This is a genomic window from Mesorhizobium sp. M0045, assembly GCF_040323385.1.
GTDB lineage: Bacteria > Pseudomonadota > Alphaproteobacteria > Rhizobiales > Rhizobiaceae > Mesorhizobium.
In genome coordinates this window covers 1-19,503 of record NZ_JAMYUY010000039.1, presented here as the reverse complement: position 1 = coordinate 19,503, position 19,503 = coordinate 1, and the positions used below count along the sequence as shown (strand labels likewise).

16 protein-coding genes and 5 pseudogenes are annotated in these 19,503 nt (G+C 60.5%); 10 read left to right on the top strand and 11 right to left on the bottom strand.

The window, feature by feature from the left end; genetic code table 11:
• Positions 1 to 110, top strand: a 110-nt coding sequence (locus NKJ72_RS31085) for a biotin/lipoyl attachment domain-containing protein (RefSeq protein ID WP_502901923.1), incomplete at its 5' end; no start/stop codon positions are given.
• 461 nt (positions 111 to 571) lie between these two features.
• Here the strand turns inward: NKJ72_RS31085 and NKJ72_RS29950 are convergent.
• Entirely contained in the window at positions 572 to 1,696 is a 1,125-nt protein-coding gene (locus NKJ72_RS29950) for a M24 family metallopeptidase (protein ID WP_352480641.1), read from the bottom strand.
• Between the two features lie 636 nt (positions 1,697 to 2,332).
• Here NKJ72_RS29950 and NKJ72_RS29945 point away from each other — a divergent pair.
• The 4 genes and pseudogenes from NKJ72_RS29945 to NKJ72_RS29930 form a co-directional block, all read left to right on the top strand.
• Positions 2,333 to 3,531, top strand: a pseudogene (locus NKJ72_RS29945) (IS256 family transposase).
• Positions 3,532 to 4,512: 981 nt separating this feature from the next.
• Positions 4,513 to 5,082, top strand: a complete 570-nt coding sequence (locus NKJ72_RS29940; protein ID WP_352480639.1) for a hypothetical protein — start codon at positions 4,513 to 4,515, stop codon at positions 5,080 to 5,082.
• Positions 5,073 to 6,071, top strand: coding sequence for a D-alanine--D-alanine ligase family protein (locus NKJ72_RS29935; protein WP_352480637.1), 999 nt, complete (start codon positions 5,073 to 5,075; stop codon positions 6,069 to 6,071). The genes NKJ72_RS29940 and NKJ72_RS29935 overlap by 10 nt, the downstream gene beginning before the upstream one ends.
• Before the next feature lie 641 nt (positions 6,072 to 6,712).
• Positions 6,713 to 7,130 (top strand): annotated as a pseudogene (locus NKJ72_RS29930) (Mu transposase domain-containing protein); the annotation flags it as partial.
• A 483-nt stretch (positions 7,131 to 7,613) separates the two neighbouring features.
• On the opposite strand, the gene NKJ72_RS29925 reads toward NKJ72_RS29930, so the two are convergent.
• The 3 genes and pseudogenes from NKJ72_RS29925 to NKJ72_RS29910 form a co-directional block, all read right to left on the bottom strand.
• Positions 7,614 to 8,672, bottom strand: a complete 1,059-nt coding sequence (locus NKJ72_RS29925; protein ID WP_352480635.1) for a D-alanine--D-alanine ligase family protein — start codon at positions 8,670 to 8,672, stop codon at positions 7,614 to 7,616.
• 464 nt (positions 8,673 to 9,136) lie between these two features.
• A pseudogene (locus NKJ72_RS29920) lies at positions 9,137 to 9,619 on the bottom strand (porin); the annotation flags it as partial.
• Between the two features lie 550 nt (positions 9,620 to 10,169).
• A pseudogene (locus NKJ72_RS29910) lies at positions 10,170 to 10,439 on the bottom strand (penicillin acylase family protein); the annotation flags it as partial.
• A gap of 220 nt (positions 10,440 to 10,659) precedes the next feature.
• Between NKJ72_RS29910 and NKJ72_RS29905 the strand changes: the two are divergent.
• From NKJ72_RS29905 to NKJ72_RS29890, 4 genes are all read left to right on the top strand, one after another.
• On the top strand, positions 10,660 to 10,929 hold the full coding sequence (locus NKJ72_RS29905) for a hypothetical protein (protein ID WP_352480634.1): 270 nt from the start codon (positions 10,660 to 10,662) through the stop codon (positions 10,927 to 10,929).
• A gap of 710 nt (positions 10,930 to 11,639) precedes the next feature.
• Entirely contained in the window at positions 11,640 to 12,296 is a 657-nt protein-coding gene (locus tag NKJ72_RS29900) for a P1 family peptidase (RefSeq protein WP_352480645.1), read from the top strand.
• Between the two features lie 209 nt (positions 12,297 to 12,505).
• The gene (locus tag NKJ72_RS29895; protein ID WP_352480643.1) at positions 12,506 to 12,853 is read left to right on the top strand and encodes a GNAT family N-acetyltransferase; all 348 of its coding nucleotides are present in this window, start codon (positions 12,506 to 12,508) and stop codon (positions 12,851 to 12,853) included.
• Positions 12,854 to 12,910: 57 nt separating this feature from the next.
• Positions 12,911 to 13,897: an IS481 family transposase gene (locus NKJ72_RS29890; protein ID WP_352480633.1), complete on the top strand. Its 987-nt coding sequence runs from the start codon at positions 12,911 to 12,913 to the stop codon at positions 13,895 to 13,897.
• Positions 13,898 to 14,039: 142 nt separating this feature from the next.
• Here NKJ72_RS29890 and NKJ72_RS29885 read toward each other — a convergent pair whose 3' ends face one another.
• The 7 genes and pseudogenes from NKJ72_RS29885 to NKJ72_RS29850 all read right to left on the bottom strand — a co-directional run bounded on the left by NKJ72_RS29885 (position 14,040) and on the right by NKJ72_RS29850 (position 19,209).
• A complete protein-coding gene (locus NKJ72_RS29885) occupies positions 14,040 to 14,312 on the bottom strand; it encodes a transposase (RefSeq protein ID WP_352480631.1) in 273 nt (90 codons plus the stop codon).
• A complete protein-coding gene (locus NKJ72_RS29880; RefSeq protein WP_352480629.1) occupies positions 14,313 to 14,498 on the bottom strand; it encodes a hypothetical protein in 186 nt (61 codons plus the stop codon).
• Positions 14,499 to 14,773: 275 nt separating this feature from the next.
• A pseudogene (locus tag NKJ72_RS29875) lies at positions 14,774 to 15,214 on the bottom strand (IS66 family transposase zinc-finger binding domain-containing protein); the annotation flags it as partial.
• A gap of 68 nt (positions 15,215 to 15,282) precedes the next feature.
• On the bottom strand, positions 15,283 to 15,609 hold the full coding sequence (tnpB, locus tag NKJ72_RS29870; protein WP_502901921.1) for an IS66 family insertion sequence element accessory protein TnpB: 327 nt from the start codon (positions 15,607 to 15,609) through the stop codon (positions 15,283 to 15,285).
• Positions 15,610 to 15,635: 26 nt separating this feature from the next.
• On the bottom strand, positions 15,636 to 15,968 hold the full coding sequence (locus NKJ72_RS31080; RefSeq protein ID WP_502901922.1) for a transposase: 333 nt from the start codon (positions 15,966 to 15,968) through the stop codon (positions 15,636 to 15,638).
• A 467-nt stretch (positions 15,969 to 16,435) separates the two neighbouring features.
• Complete coding sequence (locus NKJ72_RS29855; RefSeq protein ID WP_502901920.1) at positions 16,436 to 17,542, bottom strand: IS110 family RNA-guided transposase; 1,107 nt, start codon at positions 17,540 to 17,542, stop codon at positions 16,436 to 16,438.
• 203 nt (positions 17,543 to 17,745) lie between these two features.
• Complete coding sequence (locus NKJ72_RS29850; RefSeq protein ID WP_352480622.1) at positions 17,746 to 19,209, bottom strand: amidase; 1,464 nt, start codon at positions 19,207 to 19,209, stop codon at positions 17,746 to 17,748.
• Positions 19,210 to 19,304: 95 nt separating this feature from the next.
• Here NKJ72_RS29850 and NKJ72_RS29845 point away from each other — a divergent pair.
• On the top strand, positions 19,305 to 19,503 hold a 199-nt coding region (locus tag NKJ72_RS29845), incomplete at its 3' end, for a hypothetical protein (protein WP_352480621.1).

The window sequence follows — 19,503 nt, the reverse complement described above, 5'->3', positions numbered from 1 at the left end:
CGATGAAGATGGAAACGCGCATTCTCGCCCCAAAGACGGGCCGTATCCACATCAAGGTTGGAGCTGGCAAGGTGGTCGGCCTCGGAGCGGAACTGGCGACAATAGAATGATACCGGCACGAACAGGACGGCGGCTGGCCGAGCCACACCGTGCGCCGCGCCTTCGAGAACGTCGGGAAGCCTCTCGGTGAAGATCCGTTGCCGGCAGCTTCCATTCCCGCAGCGAAACCGCCTTGACAGAAGCCGGATTCGACAACGCGTCCATGCCACGGCAGATCTGAAAGCCGACGTATGCAATGGGCCGTGCAATGTCGGCTTTCGCAATCGTAGGTGGGGCAGCATCAGGTCTCCGCCTTCGGCAGGGCTACCAGCGACACCTTGTCGGCGTCGGGCAGAATCTGGACAATCGAAGCAAGGGCATCTCCAGACCCGCCTGTTCCGCAGCCGGTCTTGCGCTCGATCCCGACAGGAGACCGTCAATGAACACGCCGCAACTCTCCCGAGGGACCTGGCGCGTAACAAAGATCCTGGACCCAGCTTCGGCGGTGACGGATTGTCCTCTCGGTGAGGGGTCAACAGAAGAGCCTGCGCTCCATCTTGGTCAGGCGCTTCCCGCCCTCAGGTGTGACGACGACGGTTTCGCTGAAGGCCATGCCACCCGCCCAGGTATACATGTGGAAAACCTGGTTTTGCTTCAACTGCCAATCGCTGTCGGCCAGGAAGGCGCGGGTGAAATCAGTGCTGCGCGGAACGGAGACGAGGCCGACCGTATAGCCGGTGACATTCGTATAGCTGTCGCGCAATCCAGCCGCCAATATGCCCCCGCGCAGGATGCGGTCAATCTCCTTTGCCTCCGCTCCGGGCTTCATGGCGCGGAACTGCTCGTCCTGGATTCGGATCATCGTTGTTGCGGTCCGTATTTGTGCATCGGTTGGCGCACCGATCGATTTCGGGCGCATCATCCGCGAGGTGTAGGCGTGAAACTGTGGCGCCATTTCGACATGGAGGATATCCCCCTTGGCAAGTGTGCGATGGCCGAGCGCTCCGTGCAAGGCTGCCGAGCGAGCGCCCGACACCAGCGTGCCGAGGAACTGATTATCGGCACCACTGCGCAACGCTTCGGCAGTCATGGCTGCCAGGACCTCGCGCTCGTTGACGCCGGCCAGAGCCACGTCAAAACCTGCCGCCGTCGCGCGGTCGCAGATCTCTGCGGCTACCTCGAGACAGGCGAGTTCAAGCGGCGATTTGACTTGCCGCATTTCCCACATGATACCGGAGAAATCGACGATCCTGGCATCCGGCAGCCGGGTTTGGAGCTCCAGCGCCCGGTTCACAGTGAGAAAGTGGCTGTCGCGCTCGACGCCTATGGCCGAAGCTCCGTGTCCGCGGGCTAGGATGGTCTCGGCGACGACCTTGATAGGATTATCGCTGTCACCGATTGCCAAGCAATCAGTGAGCCAGCTCATTTCGCTGAAGACCGGAGCGTCGAGCGCGCGGATCACCGCGACCGGCTCTTCATCAAGGGGGATGAGCAAGGCTTGATAAATGGCCGCTGTGGGCCGGTGACCGCCAAAATATTCAATGTGCTCAAACTGGTCCACGATAAGGAGGTCCACTTGCCGCTCGGCCATGACAGTGCGCAATGCTGCTAGGCGCGAGCGGAATTCTTCTACAGGGAAGGGTGGGGGCTGTGTCATGGAATCCTTTCTATATTGCCACGGGACGGGTTTCCGTTGAGCTTTGTGCGGCGGTCGGGGCGTAAATCGCCATCGGTTTTCTAGTCGCGCCTACTCAGACCTTGTGGACTTACCATGGTCGGCGATTGGCGGGTGCAAAGTATCTGTAAATTTATTTTGGAGGTTTTGTCACAACGGTTGACGTAGAACGCAAGAGAGTGGCGAGTGCTGGTCAGGCGGCGAGACTGTCATGTGAACCGTTTTCGATAGCTTAATGTCGCGACACTGGCGGATTGTTCGTCGCTAGGGATACGGGCAATATGGCGAGCTGATCTGTTAGACGCTTTGACCGATCTAGGGAGAATCGACATTCATTGTAGCCAGACCACGGCGGCAGCGAGGTGACAAGGCCGGTGAAATGGGTTGTTGGCCTGTCATAACGGATTGCGAAACGCCGGAAGTGCTTGAGGCGATTACGGCGAGCTCGATGCAATTGCTTATAAAGTTCGATCTCCTGCGGGATGGGGTCGTGGTCGAGTAGCTCAGCCATTCGGCTTTCGCCCTTACAGATCCGGGCGGGCGGATTTCCCGCACCCGGCGGGACTGTCAGGAATTCTGTGCGCGAGGCCATGATGATGGAAAGGAGAGAATCATCACATGGCTATTGAGAAGGAACTTCTGGACCAACTGCTTGCGGCGATCCGAATGAGGTTTTCGCCAGAGACGGGCTGCTCGACGATCTGAAGAAGGCGCTTTCGGAGCGGATTCTGAACGCCGAACTGGACGAGCACCTCGATGAGGAGCAGGCCGACGGCAACGCCAATCGCCGCAATGGCCATTCGCGGAAATCGGTGCTGACGGGCACATCGAAGATGACGCTGACGATCCCGCGCGACCGTGCCGGAACCTTCGATCCGAAGCTGATCGCCAAATATCAGCGCCGCTTCCCAGACTTCGACGAGAAGATCATCTCCATGTATGCGCGCGGCATGACGGTGCGCGAGATCCGCGGCCACCTGGAGGAGCTCTACGGCATAGACGTGTCGCCGGACCTGATCTCGGCCGTCACCGACGCTGTCCTGGAGGAAGTGGCAGAGTGGCAGAATCGCCCGCTGGATGTGGTCTATCCGCTCGTCTTCTTCGATGCCATCCGGGTCAAGATCAGGGACGAGGGCTTCGTCAGGAACAAGGCCGTCTACATCGCGCTCGGCATCCTGCCGGATGGCACGAAGGAGATCCTCGGCATCTGGATCGAGCAGACCGAGGGCGCCAAGTTCTGGCTGCGCGTCATGAACGAGTTGAAGAGTCGTGGCGTCGCCGACGTCTTGATCGCCGTCGTCGATGGCCTAAAGGGCTTTCCCGAGGCGATCAACGCCGTCTTCCCCCAAACCGTGGTTCAAACCTGCATCGTGCACCTGATCCGCCATTCCCTGGAGTTCGTGTCGTGGAAGGACCGCAAGCCCGTCGTGCCGGCGCTGCGTGCGATCTACCGGGCCAAGGACGCCGAAGCCGGCATGAAGGCCCTGGAGGAATTCGAAGCCAGCTACTGGGGCCAGCGATATCCCGCGATCACTCAGAGCTGGCGGCGCAACTGGCAGCACGTCGTGCCGTTCTTCGCCTTCCCAGAAAGCGTGCGCCGGATCATCTACACGACGAATGCAATTGAGGCGTTGAACTCCAAGCTGCGCCGCGCCGTCCGCACCCGCGGACACTTCCCGAGTGACGACGCGGCGATGAAACTGCTATATCTGGTCCTGAACCATGCGGCTGAGGAATGGAAACGACCGCCGCGCGAATGGTTCGAGGCCAAGACCCAGTTCGCCGTTGTCTTCGGCGAGAGGTTCGTCAGCCAATGACGAGACCGGCCTCGCGCACAGAATTCCTGACAGTCCCCACCCGGCTCTTCCCGAGGGTAAACCCTCGTCATATCCGGGCCTGCGTCCAAGTGCCAGTGATGCGCGGAGCTGGCAGGCGGAAGCGTGCTGTCAGGGTCTCGAGCTCCGACCAGCCCGTGCTCGGCTTTTCTTGCTACGCCGTCTCAGGCACCATAGCCATGTCCGACGCACTTCCCGGTAGAACCCGTTGAGCGCTGGATAGTTGTGCGGCCTGCCGTAGTAGCCGTAGTGTCCACGCAGAACGGCGCGACCATTCGTGCTGCGTGGCCAGTGGCGCGTGCATGAGCAGCCAAACCTCTTGGCGCAACGCTTTAAGCTTGCGCGTCAGGCGTTTCCCCTCCGTCTTGTGCTTCGGCTGTCCCGGGTTCGCCGCAGTAGTGGGTGAATCCGAGGAAGGTCTCTGGCCGCCGCTCGCCGCGCCGCTGATGTGAAAGGGCCGCGAGCCGCGCCAAACTCGATCAGCCGCGTCTTGTCCTCATGGAGCATCAGGCCGAAGTTGGCCAGCCGCGCCTTGAGGGCCAAGAGCATCCTCCGCATTCGATCCGACGCGACGACGACCTTGCCGCGGCCGCAGCACAAGACGAGCGCGCCGCGAAACCGGTGGCTCGCATCGAGGTGCGAACACTGCATTGATGCACCATTTGAACAGCACCTTGCCCCCTATCGAGGAGGTGATCCTCCCGATTCATAGGTGATCGGCAAGGTGCTTAGTACAGGTCCCCAAGTGACAACCGTCGTCATTCGAAGTCCGGTTGCGAGTTCAGCTGTGTCCGGTTGAAGAGCGTCTATGTTCGGAACCTGACACACTGAGGCGCAAGTATTCGCCGTTGCGGCGCGTAACACATGGTTTTCCCCCTGTTGCTCGCACAACCTCTCCGGTGGCACGCCGATTGCATAGGACACGGTGAAAGGATCCGGTCTCGCAGTGGCCGAGGAGGTTCCATGAAAACTTGCTCGAACGATCCAAATCAATGCAATGGACGCTGCACTGTTGAGTGTGGTGTTGCCGTTGGAAGCTTTGCCGCGTCCGTTGCGGGTGCCGCTGTCATTTCTCCAGCAGCGGCTTTGGTTCCTGTCGCGTGGCGGTTCAGCCTCCGGGCTGCGCTGATGTTTGCGCCGCTGATGACCGGAAAATGGTGGGATATTGCCTGCTTCGCGAAATTATCGCCTGTGCTTGACCTACTAAAACTTCGCAAATGTGCTCTACCGAGATCGGGTTCGCGAAGCGGTCTGGCGCACGTTCACGACAGTGTTGGCGGCTCTCATTGTGACTTTGATGAGCTTGCCAGATACGTTCAACTCTTCCTGCGTTTTCCCGGAACTGCGTTGGTGCAGGCCGGCCGCCTTTTTCTGATCAACAAATATATCGATTTCCGCCGGTTAGAGGGAACAAGCCCGTTGGCCGTACCGGCGGGGCGCGCGGGATCCAGACGAGCTTTTGTCTTCGATCACCAAATCCGAGCGTATGAAATGTTAGCGGGCAAACATCCAGGGAGTAGCTCATGCGAATAGCTGTCGTGCAGAACTATGATGATACGGGCGTGATCAACCGGTTCGGTCAGCCTTGTCCGGAGGAATACGACCGCGGGACGGTCGAAAGCGTGATGGCGGCACTGCAAGAGGGCGGCCACGAGACGCTTCTGTGCGAAGGTGATAAAGGACTGCTCGCTGCGCTTGAGCGGTTCATGCCACCCGAGCCGCAAGCCCGCCCTTCGGGGTTCGTCTTCAACATGGCATACGGAATTCAGGGCGAGTACCGTTACACCCACGTTCCGGCCGTGCTCGAGATGGCCGGCGTTCCATATACCGGATCGAGCCCGCTCGGACATGGGCTGGCGCAGGACAAGGTCGTCGCCAAGAGGCTCCTGCGCGACGCCGGCGTGCCAACGCCGAACTTTCGCGTGATGCGTCGCGGCACCGAGAGTACCGGCGACCTGCAATTCCCCGTGGTAGTGAAGCCACGCCAAGAAACTATGAGCCTCGGATTGCAGCTCCTACATGAGCCGGCTGAGTTGAGGCGGGCCGTAGAAAGGACCGTCACGCAGTATGGGCAGGATGCGCTCGTGGAAGAATACATCGAGGGGCGGGAAATCTATGTCGCGCTGCTCGGAAACGGAGAGCTCGACGTGTTGCCTTTGGTGGAGCAGGATTTCGGCGACCGCGAAACGCGTCTTTTCACTTTGGAAGATAAGATGCACACTGCGGTCACAGAGCTGCAGACCATTTGCCCGGCACAAATCGGGAGCAAACTTGCGACGATGCTGCGGGATATTTCGGTTGCGACCTTCCGTGCCTGCCAGTGCCGGGACTATGCCCGCGTCGACCTGCGGATCGACAGCTCCGGCCAGCCCTTCGTCCTGGAGATCAACTCCATGCCGGTGCTCGGTACGACCACAACCTATGCCCTGGCCGCGACGACCGCCGGGCACAGCTTCTCGAGCTTGGTCAATCGCATCCTGGATGTAGCCCACAGGCGGTATTTCGGAATCGGCATCCCCTAGGCCGAACACGCGTCAAATCGCGACAGGATTTTTCCGCCCCGGCGAGCCATGCTGCGCCGACCATCGCCGCGCGAGAGGAGCGATCTCCGAACAGGGGAAACCCTTCCTTGCGGAAAGCGTGCACAGAATCGAAGCTGCTGCTGCTATCGTCGATGAGCGCGGCGCCCGGCGTCGATGTTTTGCGTTGGGACGCGCATTTCCCAGGACGCTTGCACGTATTGCTTTTGGAACAAAATGGTCACCTGACTTCATCTATACCTTTGTTGCGACTTGGCTCATCGAAAAGGGAATAGCCGATCAATATGCCTATCTTCATAGAGAACCACGGGGCTCGGTGTTGAGTTTGCCTGACCGAGCAGCGAGGATGATGATTGGCTTATTTGGCTAACTCGACGCGACTTGTTTGGGCTCATTAGAGGCAGAGGTGAGTAAGACGATGGGCGTGCCATACCACGGAATGAATCCTCGGAGCCGTCTGACCGGAGTGTCTTCAGTGCTCGCCAATTCCGAGTAAGTATAGAAACAGCGCCGTTGCACCTGATGTGCCGTGCGCGCGAACTCCCGCTTTAGCGGAAACGCGAGAACCTTTCTCAACAGCGTGGATGGCGGGGCGAGAAGGCACCACAGATCACACACCGAATGAGGGCAAGGTGGAGCGGTCCCTCAGCTCCATCCCCCAGGATTTCTTACTAGCCCGCACCTTCCGCAACCTCGATGATCTCAACGAGCAGCTGCGCGACTGGATCCGGTGGCCAATGTCCGGCTGCACGGCACGACCCATGAGATTGTCGCGGACGCCTTGGCGGCCAAGGGGGAAGGGCTCCTGGCACCGCCGTCCCCTTCGATGCGCTCTCGAACCTTGAGCGCCGTGTCAGCCGTGACGGGCGCGTCTCGATCCGCAGCAATTACTACAGCGTTGCCCGACCGCACGCGGCGCTTCGTCGAGGTGCATTAGCTGGGCGGACCAGTTGCTCATTCTCGAAGAAAGGCGGCTCGTCGCCATCTATCGGTGCTGGAGGGACGCGGCAGTACCGGATCGATGCAGCGCATCGCCGGGGCGCGGGGACGCCGTCATGTCTTGCCACAGGATGTTTGCCCTTGATGGACAGCACCGGGGACGGGATGAGCCCTTGAGACGACGGTCGATCATGCTCTTATCCGCGGGTTGGCTATCGCACTTCAGTAGTCCGTTTTGGGCTGTCCAATCTCCGTTGTGCCTTTGACGCGTTCGCCCGGGCGATTCGGGATTTAGCGACGGCGCAACGACATCGCAGTGGTGGCCGAGCTCAACGACCTGGCGGCAAAGCAGGCGGAGATGCTTGCGCTCCAGCTTGCGCACGAAGCGTTCCGCCGCCCCCTGTGTCGTTCGCCGAAATAGCGGTCCTCCCATTCCCGGCCATCCTCCTCAATCACAGTCGTGTGCTTGGCTTTCGAACCGTCGCCACCGACAGAAAAACTTATCTTCTGCAATGGCCCGTCCTTCCTTTGCTGGGGGTCAGATCGGCACGCCCGAGCAACCCCGGTGTCCTTACAGCTGCAAAGCTAAGACGGGCCGCCGCTGTGGCGGAAAAACCCGGTCGCGATTCGACGCGTGTTCGCATAGGGGATGCCGATTCCGAAATACCGCCTGTGGGCTACATCCAGGATGCGATTGACCAAGCTCGAGTAGCTGTGCCCGGCGGTCGTCGCGGCCAGGGCATAAATGCTGGTCGTACTGAGCCCCGGCATGGAGTTGATCTCCAGGACGAAGGGCTGGCCGGAGCTGTCGATCCGCAGGTCGACGCGGGCATAGTCCCGGCACTGGCAGGCACGGAAGGTCGCAACCGAAATATCCCGCAGCATCGTCGCAAGTTTGCTCCCGATTTGTGCCGGGCAAATGGTCTGCAGCTCTGTGACCGCAGTGTGCATCTTATCTTCCAAAGTGAAAAGACGCGTTTCGCGGTCGCCGAAGTCCTGCTCCACCAAAGGCAACACGTCGAGCTCTCCGTTTCCGAGCAGCGCGACATAGATTTCCCGCCCCTCGATGTATTCTTCCACGAGCGCATCCTGCCCATACTGCGTGACGGTCCCTTCTACGGCGTGCCTTAACTGAGCCGGCTCATGTACGAGCTGCAATCCGAGGCTGCACTCTTCGAGACGCGACTTCACTACCACGGGGAATCGCAGGTCGCCGGTACTCTCGGTGCCGCGACGCATCACGCGAAAGTTCGGCGTTGGCACGCCGGCGTCGCGCAGGAGCCTCTTGGCGACGACCTTGTCCTGCGCCAGCCCATGTCCGAGCGGGCTCGATCCGGTGTATGGAACGCCGGCCATCTCGAGCATGGCCGGAACGTGGGTGTAACGGTACTCGCCCTGAATTCCCTCCGCCGCGTTGAAGACGAACCCCGAAGGGCGGGCTTGCGGCTCGGGTGGCATGAACCGCTCAAGCGCAGCGAGCAGTCCTTTATCGCCTTCGCACAGAAGCGTCTCGTGGCCGCCCTCTTGCAGTGCCGCCATCACGCTTTCGACCGTCCCGCCCGGGCGGTATTCGTCTGGACAAGGCTGACCGAACCGGTTGATCACGCCCGTATCATCATAGTTCCGTACGATAGCTATTCGCATGAGCTACTCCCTGGATGTTTGCCCGCTAACATTTCATACGCTCGGATTTGGTGATCGAAGACAAAAGCTCGTCTGGATCCCGCGCGCCCCGCCGGTACGGCCAACGGGCTGGACGCGGCAAAGCTTCCAACGGCAGGACCGCTCTCAACAGTGCAGCATCCATCGCATCGATTTGGATCGTTCGAGCAAGTTTTTCATGGAGACCTCCTCGACCCGAGACTGCGAGACCGTATCCTTCACCCTGTCCTATGCAATCGGCGTGCCACCGGAGAGGTTGTGCGAGCAACAGAGGCAAAACCATGTGTTACGCGCCGCAACGGCGAATACTTGCGCCTCAGTGTGTCAGGTTCCGAACATAGACGCTCTTCAATCGGACACAGCTAGACGCTATGACCGTGGTGTGAGCGGTGACCGTCCTTAGTCTTTGCAGCGGATGATCACCGGCACGGGCGGCTTGGAAGCAGATGAGCCCAGTCAACTTCGGCCGTGATCGTGAGGCCCGGGACGATCTTGTAGGCGACGTTCGCCGCAAGGCCAAATTCCTTGGCGTCATCATACGACACCTGGAGGTTGAACGCAGTCTTCTCGTTGAAGGTGTACGTGCCACCACCCCAGACTGCCCAGTTGCCGCCCCACTGCTTGTAGAAGCCGCTGTCGCCGGCAGGGATCGCGTAGGTCGGGTCGTTGAGATTCTCGTCGGTGCCATAGCCGGCCATGATGAACAGCGACAGCGCGTCGGTCGCATTCACGTCCAAGCGAACCTTGCCTGCCACCTCTTCGTAATTGCTGTCATAAGCAACGTCCCCAGTGATCGCACCCCAGCCCTGCGTGTACTTCACGCCACCGACGACATGCGGAACGTAGCTGTCGATCGTGCCGACCGCGCGAGAGCCTTCTTCGAGCGAGACCAAGGCCGAGAAGCCGTTGCCGGCGTCGAAGTAGTACTGCCGTCAAGCCGAGGTGAAGGGCAGGTCAGCCCAGCCAAGGGGAACACATGCTTGCGCGCGCCTTTCCATCAACGATACGCTGGTTCCTTATCGCGATTTCGCCACCATGGGCTATGTGTGTGGACACAAGAGACGCTAGCCCTATGGCCCGTATCGAGCGAAAGACGAAGCATTATCCGACCGATTTCAGCGTTGAGGAATGGGACCGGACCGCACCGCTACTGCCGAAGCCGGCCAGGCGGCGCCGCAGGCCGAGCGTTGACCTGCGCGGCGTTAGAAATTCCCACCTTTTCTAGCAGATAGATCGCCCGCTCCTTGGCCTCCAAGCGAGAAGCCTGCGATATGGGCGCGAGAGACGTCTGACAATTGGCGTCCGACCGTGTGCAGCGGGTTTAGCGCCGTCACGGGCTCTTGAAAGATCCTTGATAAACGCTTTGCCCTGCAGAGCTCGGAGTAGGGATTCCGACATCCCTTGCATGTCGACGCCTCGGCGGTGATGTCCCGCGCCGTCCGCCTCGCCACCTTGGGCAGAAGCCCCAGAAGAGGCGTCAGGCGAATATGCCGCCCACTCGGCTGCCATGTCTCCGCGGTACAGGAAAAGCCGGGAAGCGCGATCTTGCTCGAGGACTCCGGGACCGAAATCCGCCGCCAGCAGCCGAGTCCTCGCTTGCGCCAAAGGTCGATCTGCCACAGGTGATCACGCGCGGCGTTGTAGCCCTGTGCGAGGAAGAGATCCTCCAAGCCATTCGCGCGTATGTTGGCCAGCCCCCCATCGATCGATAGAAATCTCGACCGGTTCATTGAGGCCGCCGACTTCGATGCTTCTCTTTGATGGATTGGCAAGTCCATGTGTCGATAGCTGGGGAACCTGTCTGCTTTGACCGTTGCCCGCGTGGTTAATGCCAGGCGCCGCAGCGGGTCAGACCAGAGAGACAATTACCCGGCGCGCCCGCTGCCGCGAGGTAGGCGATGGCTCCTCCCGCACTGCCATGGAATGGCAGCAAGGCAGGAGCGGATCGGGACCCGAGCCAATATGAAGCATGGGGAATGCTTTTTGCGCCAAAATGCATTGGCTTTTGAAACGTGGACCGCACGCAGATGTGGTTTGCAATGTCGTCTGCCTGTTGATGTGCGCCTGCCTGAGTTGGATCCGGAAGGCCAGCGCATCTTCGATTCACGGCGTTGCAGGCGCTTTCAAAACCGGGCTCGCAAATCTCGCGCGCCAGCCGAACGGCGGTGAGATCGGGATAGGCGGCGACGCGTTCATGGATGTCTCCATCGGCGCGGATGCGTTAGCCCTGTGCGGTTAAAAACGTCGATGTTCGGGAGCCGACACACCAAGGCGCAAATATTCCGCCGGCGCGGCGCGAAACACACGGTTTTGCCTCTTGCTCGCACAATCTCTTGGGTGGCACGCCGATTGCACACAGGGAAGGACCCGTTACGACATAGCGGTCTCGCAATCTCCGGCCCAGGAGATCTACATGAAACTTGCTCGAACGATCTAAATCAATGCGACAGACGCTGCACTGAATGCGGTCCGCTAATTGAAGCTTTGCCTGGTCCGTCGCGGTGCCGCTGTCATTCCCCCAGCAGGCGCGCGAGGAATGAGAGTGATTCCGAGAGCCGAAGAGTTATGAACGGGCCCACTGCCCTCAGATCATTGTCGCGCCGCCGGACAACGAGTTGTGAATGGCCAAGCAATGACCTCGAATTCTCCGGCTCGCGGTTGGCCCGCACGAGAAGCGGCACGAGCACGCTGCTCGCGGACGGACGGCAGGATCTCGGGGACATCCTGGGGCGTCTGGGATTGCGCCTTATCACCGGCATCCGCTCCGACCTGCCAGGTCAGATCACGGCGCAGGTGACCGAGAACTACGACGGCCCGACTGGCCGCGTCCTGCTCGTGCCGCCCCCGCCTCGCACCACAGCGGGCTCGCTCGCTCGCCAATGTCGACGGCTAGGGCGGGCATCGGGTAGCACTTGCCTCCTCCGGCCGCCTTTCCTGGCCGAGGAAGCCATGTCCGATTTGCGCCGCGGCCTCACGCCGCTTGCGACGGAACCGGGCGCGGTCGACTTCCGTGGCGGCGCTTTCAACACCGATTACCTGCGCCTCGGCTATGAGCGCCCGGAACACGGTGCAGTCGTGTTCTCTGGCGGTTCTTGGTACGGGCTGGAATGTACCACTGCCGTAGCCACCGGGCTGAAGGACGATAGCGGATTGTGGGGCGATATCGCGCTCTCCGTTGGGGCCATTGTCTACGATTTGGGCGACAAGAGGCTGAACGAAGTCTATCCCTTTAAAAAGTTGGCGAAGGCGGCGTTTAGAGCAGCTCCTTCCGGAAAATTTCCACTTGGAGCGCATGGCGCCGGCCGGAACACGCGATCAGGCGGCTTCTTCAGATGCGCTGCCTATTCCGGGCAAGGCGGGGCCTTCAGGCAAATAGGCGAAGTCAAAGTGGCGGCCTTCGCTGTTGTGAACTGCGGAGGAGTCGTTACGAACCAGGACGGTGAAGTTGTAGCATCCTATCGCGATCCGAAATGGCCTGAATCCTTGCCTGCCATAGCAGGGCAGTTCGTGGTTCCAGGCCGCCATCCATTGACTTTGAAGTTTGACGGTGCGGATCGCCTCATCGTCAATCCTGGCCACTGGCGTAGGTCGGCACGCGGACCCTGACGGCCAGACCAGGAGGTGGAGGAATTGTTCTACGGTCTGAGCGGCAGGGGGAGGATGTCATCGTCCTCGGCACCGCCAATTGTACGCGTCCTGAGAATGAGTTTAGCCGGAGGCAAGCCACAGTGGATCCATTTATCGAAATTCGGGAACAGCCGAACGGGTCGGAGCGCAAGGTCCTCTTGGACGCTCTGGATGTCTATAATATTGGAATGGCCGGTCCTTATAATCGCGAGCCTGTTGCAGTTCTCATCAGGGAGTCCAGAAACGATCACACGGAAGGCGGCCTTTGGGCAACCCGCTACTATGACTGGCTGTTCATCGAATTGATATTTGTGCCGGAGCGCTACCGCAATCAGAAAATCGGCGCTCGGCTTGTAAGATCTGCAGAACAGTGGGCCGTTGACCGAGGATGCGTTGGAGTGTGGCTAAACACGTATGAGTTTCAGGCGCCCGCCTTCTATCAGTCTCTCGGATACGAGATATTTGGTCACCTACCGAACTATCCACGCGGATTCGGACGATATTTCCTTCGGAAGGTATTTACCGCGAGCACTTAGGTATTTGATCCCAGGTTTTGATGGGGCATCCTTATCCTTCGAATCAAAGGATGCACTATGGGCCAGGTTCTTCATAGGAGCGCCACGACGACAGAGGCGATCCGTCGAGCGATACAGCGTAGTCAAGAGAGCCTGAGGGCGGTGGCCAAACGCTATGGGATCAACCAGAAAACCGTCGCCAAATGGCGGGAGCGGGCCTCGGTGGCCGATCTGCCGACCGGTCCAAGAGAGCCGAGATCGACGGTGCTCTCGCCCGAGGAGGAAGCCGTCGCCTTCCGACGCTATACTCTGTTGCCGCTCGATGACTGCCTCTATGCCTTACAACCCGCGATCCCACACCTGACGCGCTCGTCACTGCATCGTTGTCTGCAGCGCAATGGCATCAGCCGCCTGCCGGATGTCGAAGGCGACAGGCCGGCGAAGAAGAAGTTCAAGAGCTATCCGATCGGCTACTTCCACATCGACGTCGCCGAGGTGCGCACCGAGCAGGGCAAGCTGCACATGTTCGTCGCCATCGATCGCACCTCAAAGTTCGCCGTCGTCGAACTGCACGAGAAGGCCACCACTGCCGTCTCCAGAGACTTCCTGCTGCGCCTGATCGCGGCCGTCCCCTACAGGATCCATACTGTGCTCACCGACAACGGCATCCAGTTCACGACCCCCGGCGCCGGCGGTTCGGCCGTGCCATTGATCAAGGAGGCCATCGCAAACGGCGAACGCTTCTGGGCCCATGCCTTCGAACACGCTTGCGCCACGAACGACATCGAGCACCGGACGACCAAGGCAAGGCACCCGTGGACCAACGGCCAGGTCGAGAGGATGAACCGGACCATCAAGGATGCGACCGTCAGGCGCTTCTACTATGAGAGCCATGATCAGCTGCGCCAGCACCTTGCTGACTTCATCTCTGCCTACAACTTCGGCCGCAGGCTCAAGACCCTCAAAGGCCTCACGCCCTTTGAGTTCATCTGCAAGGCTTGGGCTGCACAGCCCGAACGCTTCAAGCTTAATCCGCTCCAGCAAATGCCGGGACTAAACATCTAGCATTGTCAGCGTTTGGGGTGCACAGTGATAAGGCGGCGCGTTTCGGTGGGTGCAAGCCCCACCCGGCAAGCGCTGCAGCCGGGAAGCAACCAAGCAGTCATGGAGGTAACGAAATGGAGAAGTCCTCTATTAGCTTCTGCTCTTAGACGGACGCACAACCCGCGTTCCTGAAGTTGGCGTATTCCTGCGGTGTGAAGAGCTCGAAGAGCTGGCCGACGGTGGCGGCGACGGCTTCGACGGTTCGGGCGTCAGCTTTGCCCAGTAGCGGCTTGAGCTTGGAGAAGACCTGCTCGATCAAATTGAGATCAGGCGAGTATTTGGGCAGGAAGATCGCCTTGGCGCCGGGATTGCGAATGGCGCGACGGACCGCCGTTGCCCTGTGCGAGCCAGGGGTTGGCCATGACGACGATATCACTTAGCTGGAGAGCGTTGGGAGGAGTACCTGCCCGACATAGGCCAGGAATCGCTCGCCGTTGGTCTTCGAAGGCCCGCGCGGCACCTTGTCGACCAGCCGTTGGCCACGTGGTGCCCAGCCATGGGTGCGCGTCATGTTGGTCTTGGCCCAGGTCTCGCCGATGAGGACAACCGAGATGGGTCGCACCACCCTTTTCCTCCATTCCGCAAAGGCCTGATCAGCCTTTCGGATCCAGGTGGGCGAACCGAAAATATGCATGGCCTCAACAGCCGATCGGCAGAATGGTTTCGTCTTCCTCTGCGCCCGCCGCAAGCGGGATATTGGTGCTGCCGCCAGGAGCGGCGACCGCATGTGAGGTGGATGAGGCCCGGCGACCGGGCCGCGTCACGTGATCGGGCTCAGACCTTGGACCGAAACTGCGAAGGAGGAAAATCACACTTGACCATGTAATCCCCATGTGAGGCATATTTGGGCCGGCGCACGACGATCACACACAGCTGCGCCGGAACGATATCGAGCCGCTCGCTCACATCCTCACCGATCCGATGCAGGCCATTGCGGCAGCACGGGCAGGTATGGTCCTCGATGTCGACGACCATCTCCGTGCGCGGCAGATGGGGTGGCAACGCACCGCGGTTCGCCCGGCGCTTGGCGACACGCGCCTGACGTTCGCCAAGAGCGGTCTGTGCCTGCTCTTCGTCACCTGCGGCCTCGATCTGTTCGGCCTCTTCGAGCCCCAGCAGCAACTGATCCTCGGGGAGCGTCTCAGCTCTTCGGCCGAAGCGATGACGCTGCAATTCCTTGATGATCTGGATCAGGCGGGCATTCTCGACGTCGCGCGCCAGGACCATCGCCTTCAGCGCGTCCGGATCGTCGGGAAGCTGGTCAGCCGTCATCGTCATGACCGGATCAGACCATATTCGCCGACAGCCCGCGACAGCGGAATCCAGCCTGATTCACTTCGTCGCGGTCAGCCCGCCTGAACTGGAACGCGGGTCTGGCGCGCTTCGTGGACCCGCCGCCAGTCGAGCCCTTCCAATAGCGCCGATAGTTGCGCGGCCGTCAGCCGCATCACGCCGTCCTGCACTTTCGGCCAGCGGAACTCCCCATCCTCCAGACGCTTGGCATAGAGGCAGACGCCGGTGCCGTCCCAGAAGATCAGCTTGATCCGGTCCGTCCGCTTCGCCCGGAAGACGTAGACCGTGCCGCTGAACGGATCAGCGCCCATCGTCTCGCGCACCAGCGCCGCCAGCCCCTCCGCGCCCTTGCGGAAGTCCACTGGCTTCGTCGCCGCCATGACCCTGACCGCACCCGTCGGCCCGATCACGTCGTTGCCTTAAGCGCGCCGATTATAGCAGCCACCGTCTTGGTATCGGCGCCGCGGCCAACGCGCATCGCGACACCGCCGATCTCAAGCTCGATCACGCCGGCGTCGCGGACCGCCTTCTGCTTCCGTGGTCGTCCTGGGCGCTGCGCCACCGGTTCCGGCAAAGACGCTGCAACCACCGCAGGAACGAACAGGGATTCTGATGCCGGCGCCTCCGCCGAGGGTTGACGCGCAGCCCGGCGCCAAGCAAACAATTGCTGCGGGGAAAGCGCATATCGGCGAGCTACAGCACAAACCGTCTCGCCAGCCTCGTAGCTCTCCGCAACGATCCGCGCCTTCTCCTCTGGAGGCCATTCGCGTCGCCGGCCGGAGCCGTGAACACCTCGAACCGGCGCACCGGCTCCAAGTCGTTCGACTTAAGCGTAAGCTCTGAAATCGTTTATGTCGAAGCCCTCAAAGGCTCCGAACATCGTCCTTCACGCCGATCCCCGAAAGGTGCCGTCGGAACATCGCTCTAATGTCCGCTGTCAAGGATCCAGACGCAGAGCGGCGTCCGATCCGAGGAACGGCTGTTCGTACTGGTGATCGCGCATGGGTGGAGGCGGAACTGAAGGACGTCGGTGATCAAGCTCTGATGCGCGGGTTGGCTCCGCATTCCCGATTGTGCGTCTGGGGCTGTTCCTATCTTACTGCGGGCGTCGGTCGATTTACCGGCCACAAAGCGTCTGACGGGCATTCCCCTCCGTGGTCCTGCCTCCGCCCATGAGCGAAGATGCATGTCGCCGCGGCGACTAGATCAGGTTGTGTGCGCCTCCCTGGCAACGGCCCACATGAAGCCGACCAATTCGCGGGCGATCGCCGTGCAGACCACCGTCGTCCTCTTGCCGCGCCCGCTCAGCATTCGATAGCGGGCCGTCAGCCGAGTCTGAGCTTTCCATGCGATCTCTCGCACCCTCGGTGGCGCCTGCTCCAGTCGGTAGAGCTTCTTTGCACCGAACTTGGGTGGATGCCGATAGGTCCATGCACTCTCTACCAGCATATGGCGCACCCGTCCGTTCCCTGCCTTGGTGATGCCGCCGCGTCTGACTGTCTCGCCCGTCGATCGCTCGCCGGGAACGAGGCCGAGATATCCCATGAGTTGGCGCGGGCTCTCGAAGCGGCGCATGTCGCCAATCTCGGTGGCGAACGTCACAGCAACGATCAGGTCCGCACCACGCAGTGTCTGCAGCGCCCGTATGATCGGGGCGAGTGACCAGGCTGGAACGAACTCTTCGATCACAAGCTCAAGCCGCTCAACCCGCTCTTTTGAGATGCGGACAGATTCGACCATTTCCTGGAGCGCGATCTGATGCGCGGGGTGATCGAACTGCTGCTCCTGCAACCAGCGGAGATAGCGCATCGTCCAGCCCTTCTTGCGGGGATAGACACGACCGTGCTTAAGCATGAAGGCGCTGACCTGCTGATGCACGCGGAATGTCTCGACTGCGGCCGCCCGTGCGCGAACGAGATCCCGCATGGCCTCATGACCTTCATCGGGAACCCATACCGCCGTCAGTTCGCCAGCGCGCAGCAGCCGGGACAGGGAGAGAGCATCCCGGCGGTTTGTCTTCACCCGATCGCCAGGCTTCCTTGGAATCAGTGACGGCGCGACCACGGTGCATTCGTGGCCAAACGAACGGATCAGCCGATAGAGACCATAGCCGGTTGGTCCTGCCTCGTAGCAGAAATGGACCCGATCAAACTTGGCCGCGATCCGCTGGATAACGCGGCGCATGCTCGTATCCGACGTGTCGACCTCGCCGAAGAAGCGAACGTCTCCCTCCCGGCCGGCATCCGCAATCGCGATGGCGTTCCTCAGCTTGGCGACATCGATTCCGACAAATGCTTCCCTATAATCTGCCACGGCTCGTCCTCCTGTGATGAGGATCGGCTCGGCCCGCCCGAGCAACCCTCGGACGCGCAGTGTAGGGCGAGCCACCTCACCGACAGAGGCGGACATACGGTCTTACGGTGCAGCGACAAATTGTCCGGCATCGAAATGATCCAAGTGATGCCCAAACAACAGGCGAGGTCTGACCAAAATCCAAAAGATCAATGGAAATGCGTTCAGCACGAAATGGGTTGCGGACTGCACCAATCGCGCCTTCCGTCGAGGGCGGGCCATTTGCCGCCCGGTATCAGAAACCGTTCGGGATACATATGCTGGTAAGTAAGGGCGGCGCTGAGAACGCTTCCGTCAGCCCCTCGTGGCCCGACGATTTGCATACCGATCGGCAGTCCGTCTGGCGTGAAGCCGCAGGGCACCGAGCAGGCCGGCTGCTGACTTAAATTGATCGGGAAACTGAATGACGACCACTCAAAGGAACTCTCGAAGCCGCTTCCCTCGGGGACTTCAGAGCCGGCGCAAAATGCCGGAATAGGAACGGTGGGCGAAACGAGGTAGGCGAATTCGTCAAGAAGCGCGTCCATGCGGGCGCCGAACTGGGCACGCCGGATTTCGGCCTGCATGCGATCGACCGCTGAATATCGCTGGCCGATGCGTGCGACCCGGAGAAAACCCGGATCGATTAGATCGTGCTGCCCAGGATCTATCCACGACAGTCGATTGGCAGCCCCAACATACCATAGGCACAGGAATATTTCCAAAGCTTCCTGATCCGGAAGCTGTATCTCTGTCACTGATGCGCCGGCCAGTTCCAGATCCTTTAGTACACGCTCGATCGCCTCGGCGACCGTTTTATCCACTCCTCCGATGCAAGGCGTTTTCCAGTAGCCCACCCGCTTGCCGGACCAATTGACCTGACTCAGCGACAATTCGGGGAACTCTTGGACGGGCTGAGTCCAATCGCGAAGGTCTCGGCCTGCCATGGCGTTCAGCATGGCTGCCGCGTCCTCGACCGTCCGCGCCATAGGCCCTATATGGGCCACCGTCCCAAATGAGCTCGCCGGATAGGCCGCGACCCGGCCATAGCTTGGCTTGAGGCCGACGATGCCCGTGAAGGAAGATGGGATCCGGACCGACCCGCCGCCGTCGGTACCAAGATGAAGAACGCCCGCCCCTGTCGCGGCCGCAATGGCAGCTCCACCGGAAGATCCGCCGGGAGTCTTCGCATGATCCCACGGGTTCCGCGCGACGCCGTCTTTTGGATTGTCCGTGACGGCCTTCCAGCCGAATTCAGGAGTGATGGTCAGCCCAAGAATCACGGCCCCTGCGTTCCTCAAGCGCTGGACAGAGGGAGAATCGGGCTTCGATGAGCTATCGGGTGTTGCACGGCTCCCGTAGCGGACATCGAGGCCGTGGCACCAGACGATATCCTTGATGGTCGTTGGAATACCGTCGATCGGCGAAAGAGGCGCACCCCTTCTCCACCTTTCCTGGGAGACGCGCGCCGAAGCTATCGCCCCGTCGTGATCAATCACGGTGAAGGCATTGAGGACAGCATCAACCTCTTCGGCGCGCTGCAGCGCGGCCCTTGCAGCATCGACCGGCGTCAGATCACGGGATTTGTAAGCGGACGTGAGCTCCTTGACTGAGTGCTGCCAAATTGCGTCCGTTTTGTAGTTTCCCATCGCCAACTCGCTCCTCCCTGATCGTTCAGCGCCGGATTTAGAAAATAACGTTTGTTGTAATAAAATTTATAATTTGAAGCAGGAAGCAACATAAAATGTATACGCCGCTCAGTTTGCGCCAAGTCGAATACTTCGTGAAGGTCGCCAAACATGGGAGCATTTCGGCCGACTGCGCGGAGTTGCGAAATCTCGCCGTCCTCAGTGCTTGCAGCGTGTCTGGGCAGCAATTGCATGGCAGGCGCATCTCTTCCCCGGAGCAGCAAGTCGTTTCCTTGTGGCCGCCCCTAAAGACCA

Bases quoted from the DNA above. Each gene is read 5' to 3' on its own strand.
- NKJ72_RS29935 (WP_352480637.1), top strand. From the start codon at position 5,073: ATGCGAATAGCTGTCGTGCAGAACTATGATGATACGGGCGTGATCAAC.
- NKJ72_RS29850 (WP_352480622.1), bottom strand. From the start codon at position 19,209: ATGGGAAACTACAAAACGGACGCAATTTGGCAGCACTCAGTCAAGGAG.
- NKJ72_RS29890 (WP_352480633.1), top strand. From the start codon at position 12,911: ATGGGCCAGGTTCTTCATAGGAGCGCCACGACGACAGAGGCGATCCGT.
- NKJ72_RS29895 (WP_352480643.1), top strand. From the start codon at position 12,506: ATGGCCGGTCCTTATAATCGCGAGCCTGTTGCAGTTCTCATCAGGGAG.
- NKJ72_RS29925 (WP_352480635.1), bottom strand. From the start codon at position 8,672: ATGCGAATAGCTATCGTACGGAACTATGATGATACGGGCGTGATCAAC.
- tnpB (WP_502901921.1), bottom strand. From the start codon at position 15,609: ATGGCGGCGACGAAGCCAGTGGACTTCCGCAAGGGCGCGGAGGGGCTG.
- NKJ72_RS29950 (WP_352480641.1), bottom strand. From the start codon at position 1,696: ATGACACAGCCCCCACCCTTCCCTGTAGAAGAATTCCGCTCGCGCCTA.
- NKJ72_RS29905 (WP_352480634.1), top strand. From the start codon at position 10,660: ATGGGGAATGCTTTTTGCGCCAAAATGCATTGGCTTTTGAAACGTGGA.
- NKJ72_RS29900 (WP_352480645.1), top strand. From the start codon at position 11,640: ATGTCCGATTTGCGCCGCGGCCTCACGCCGCTTGCGACGGAACCGGGC.
- NKJ72_RS29940 (WP_352480639.1), top strand. From the start codon at position 4,513: ATGAAAACTTGCTCGAACGATCCAAATCAATGCAATGGACGCTGCACT.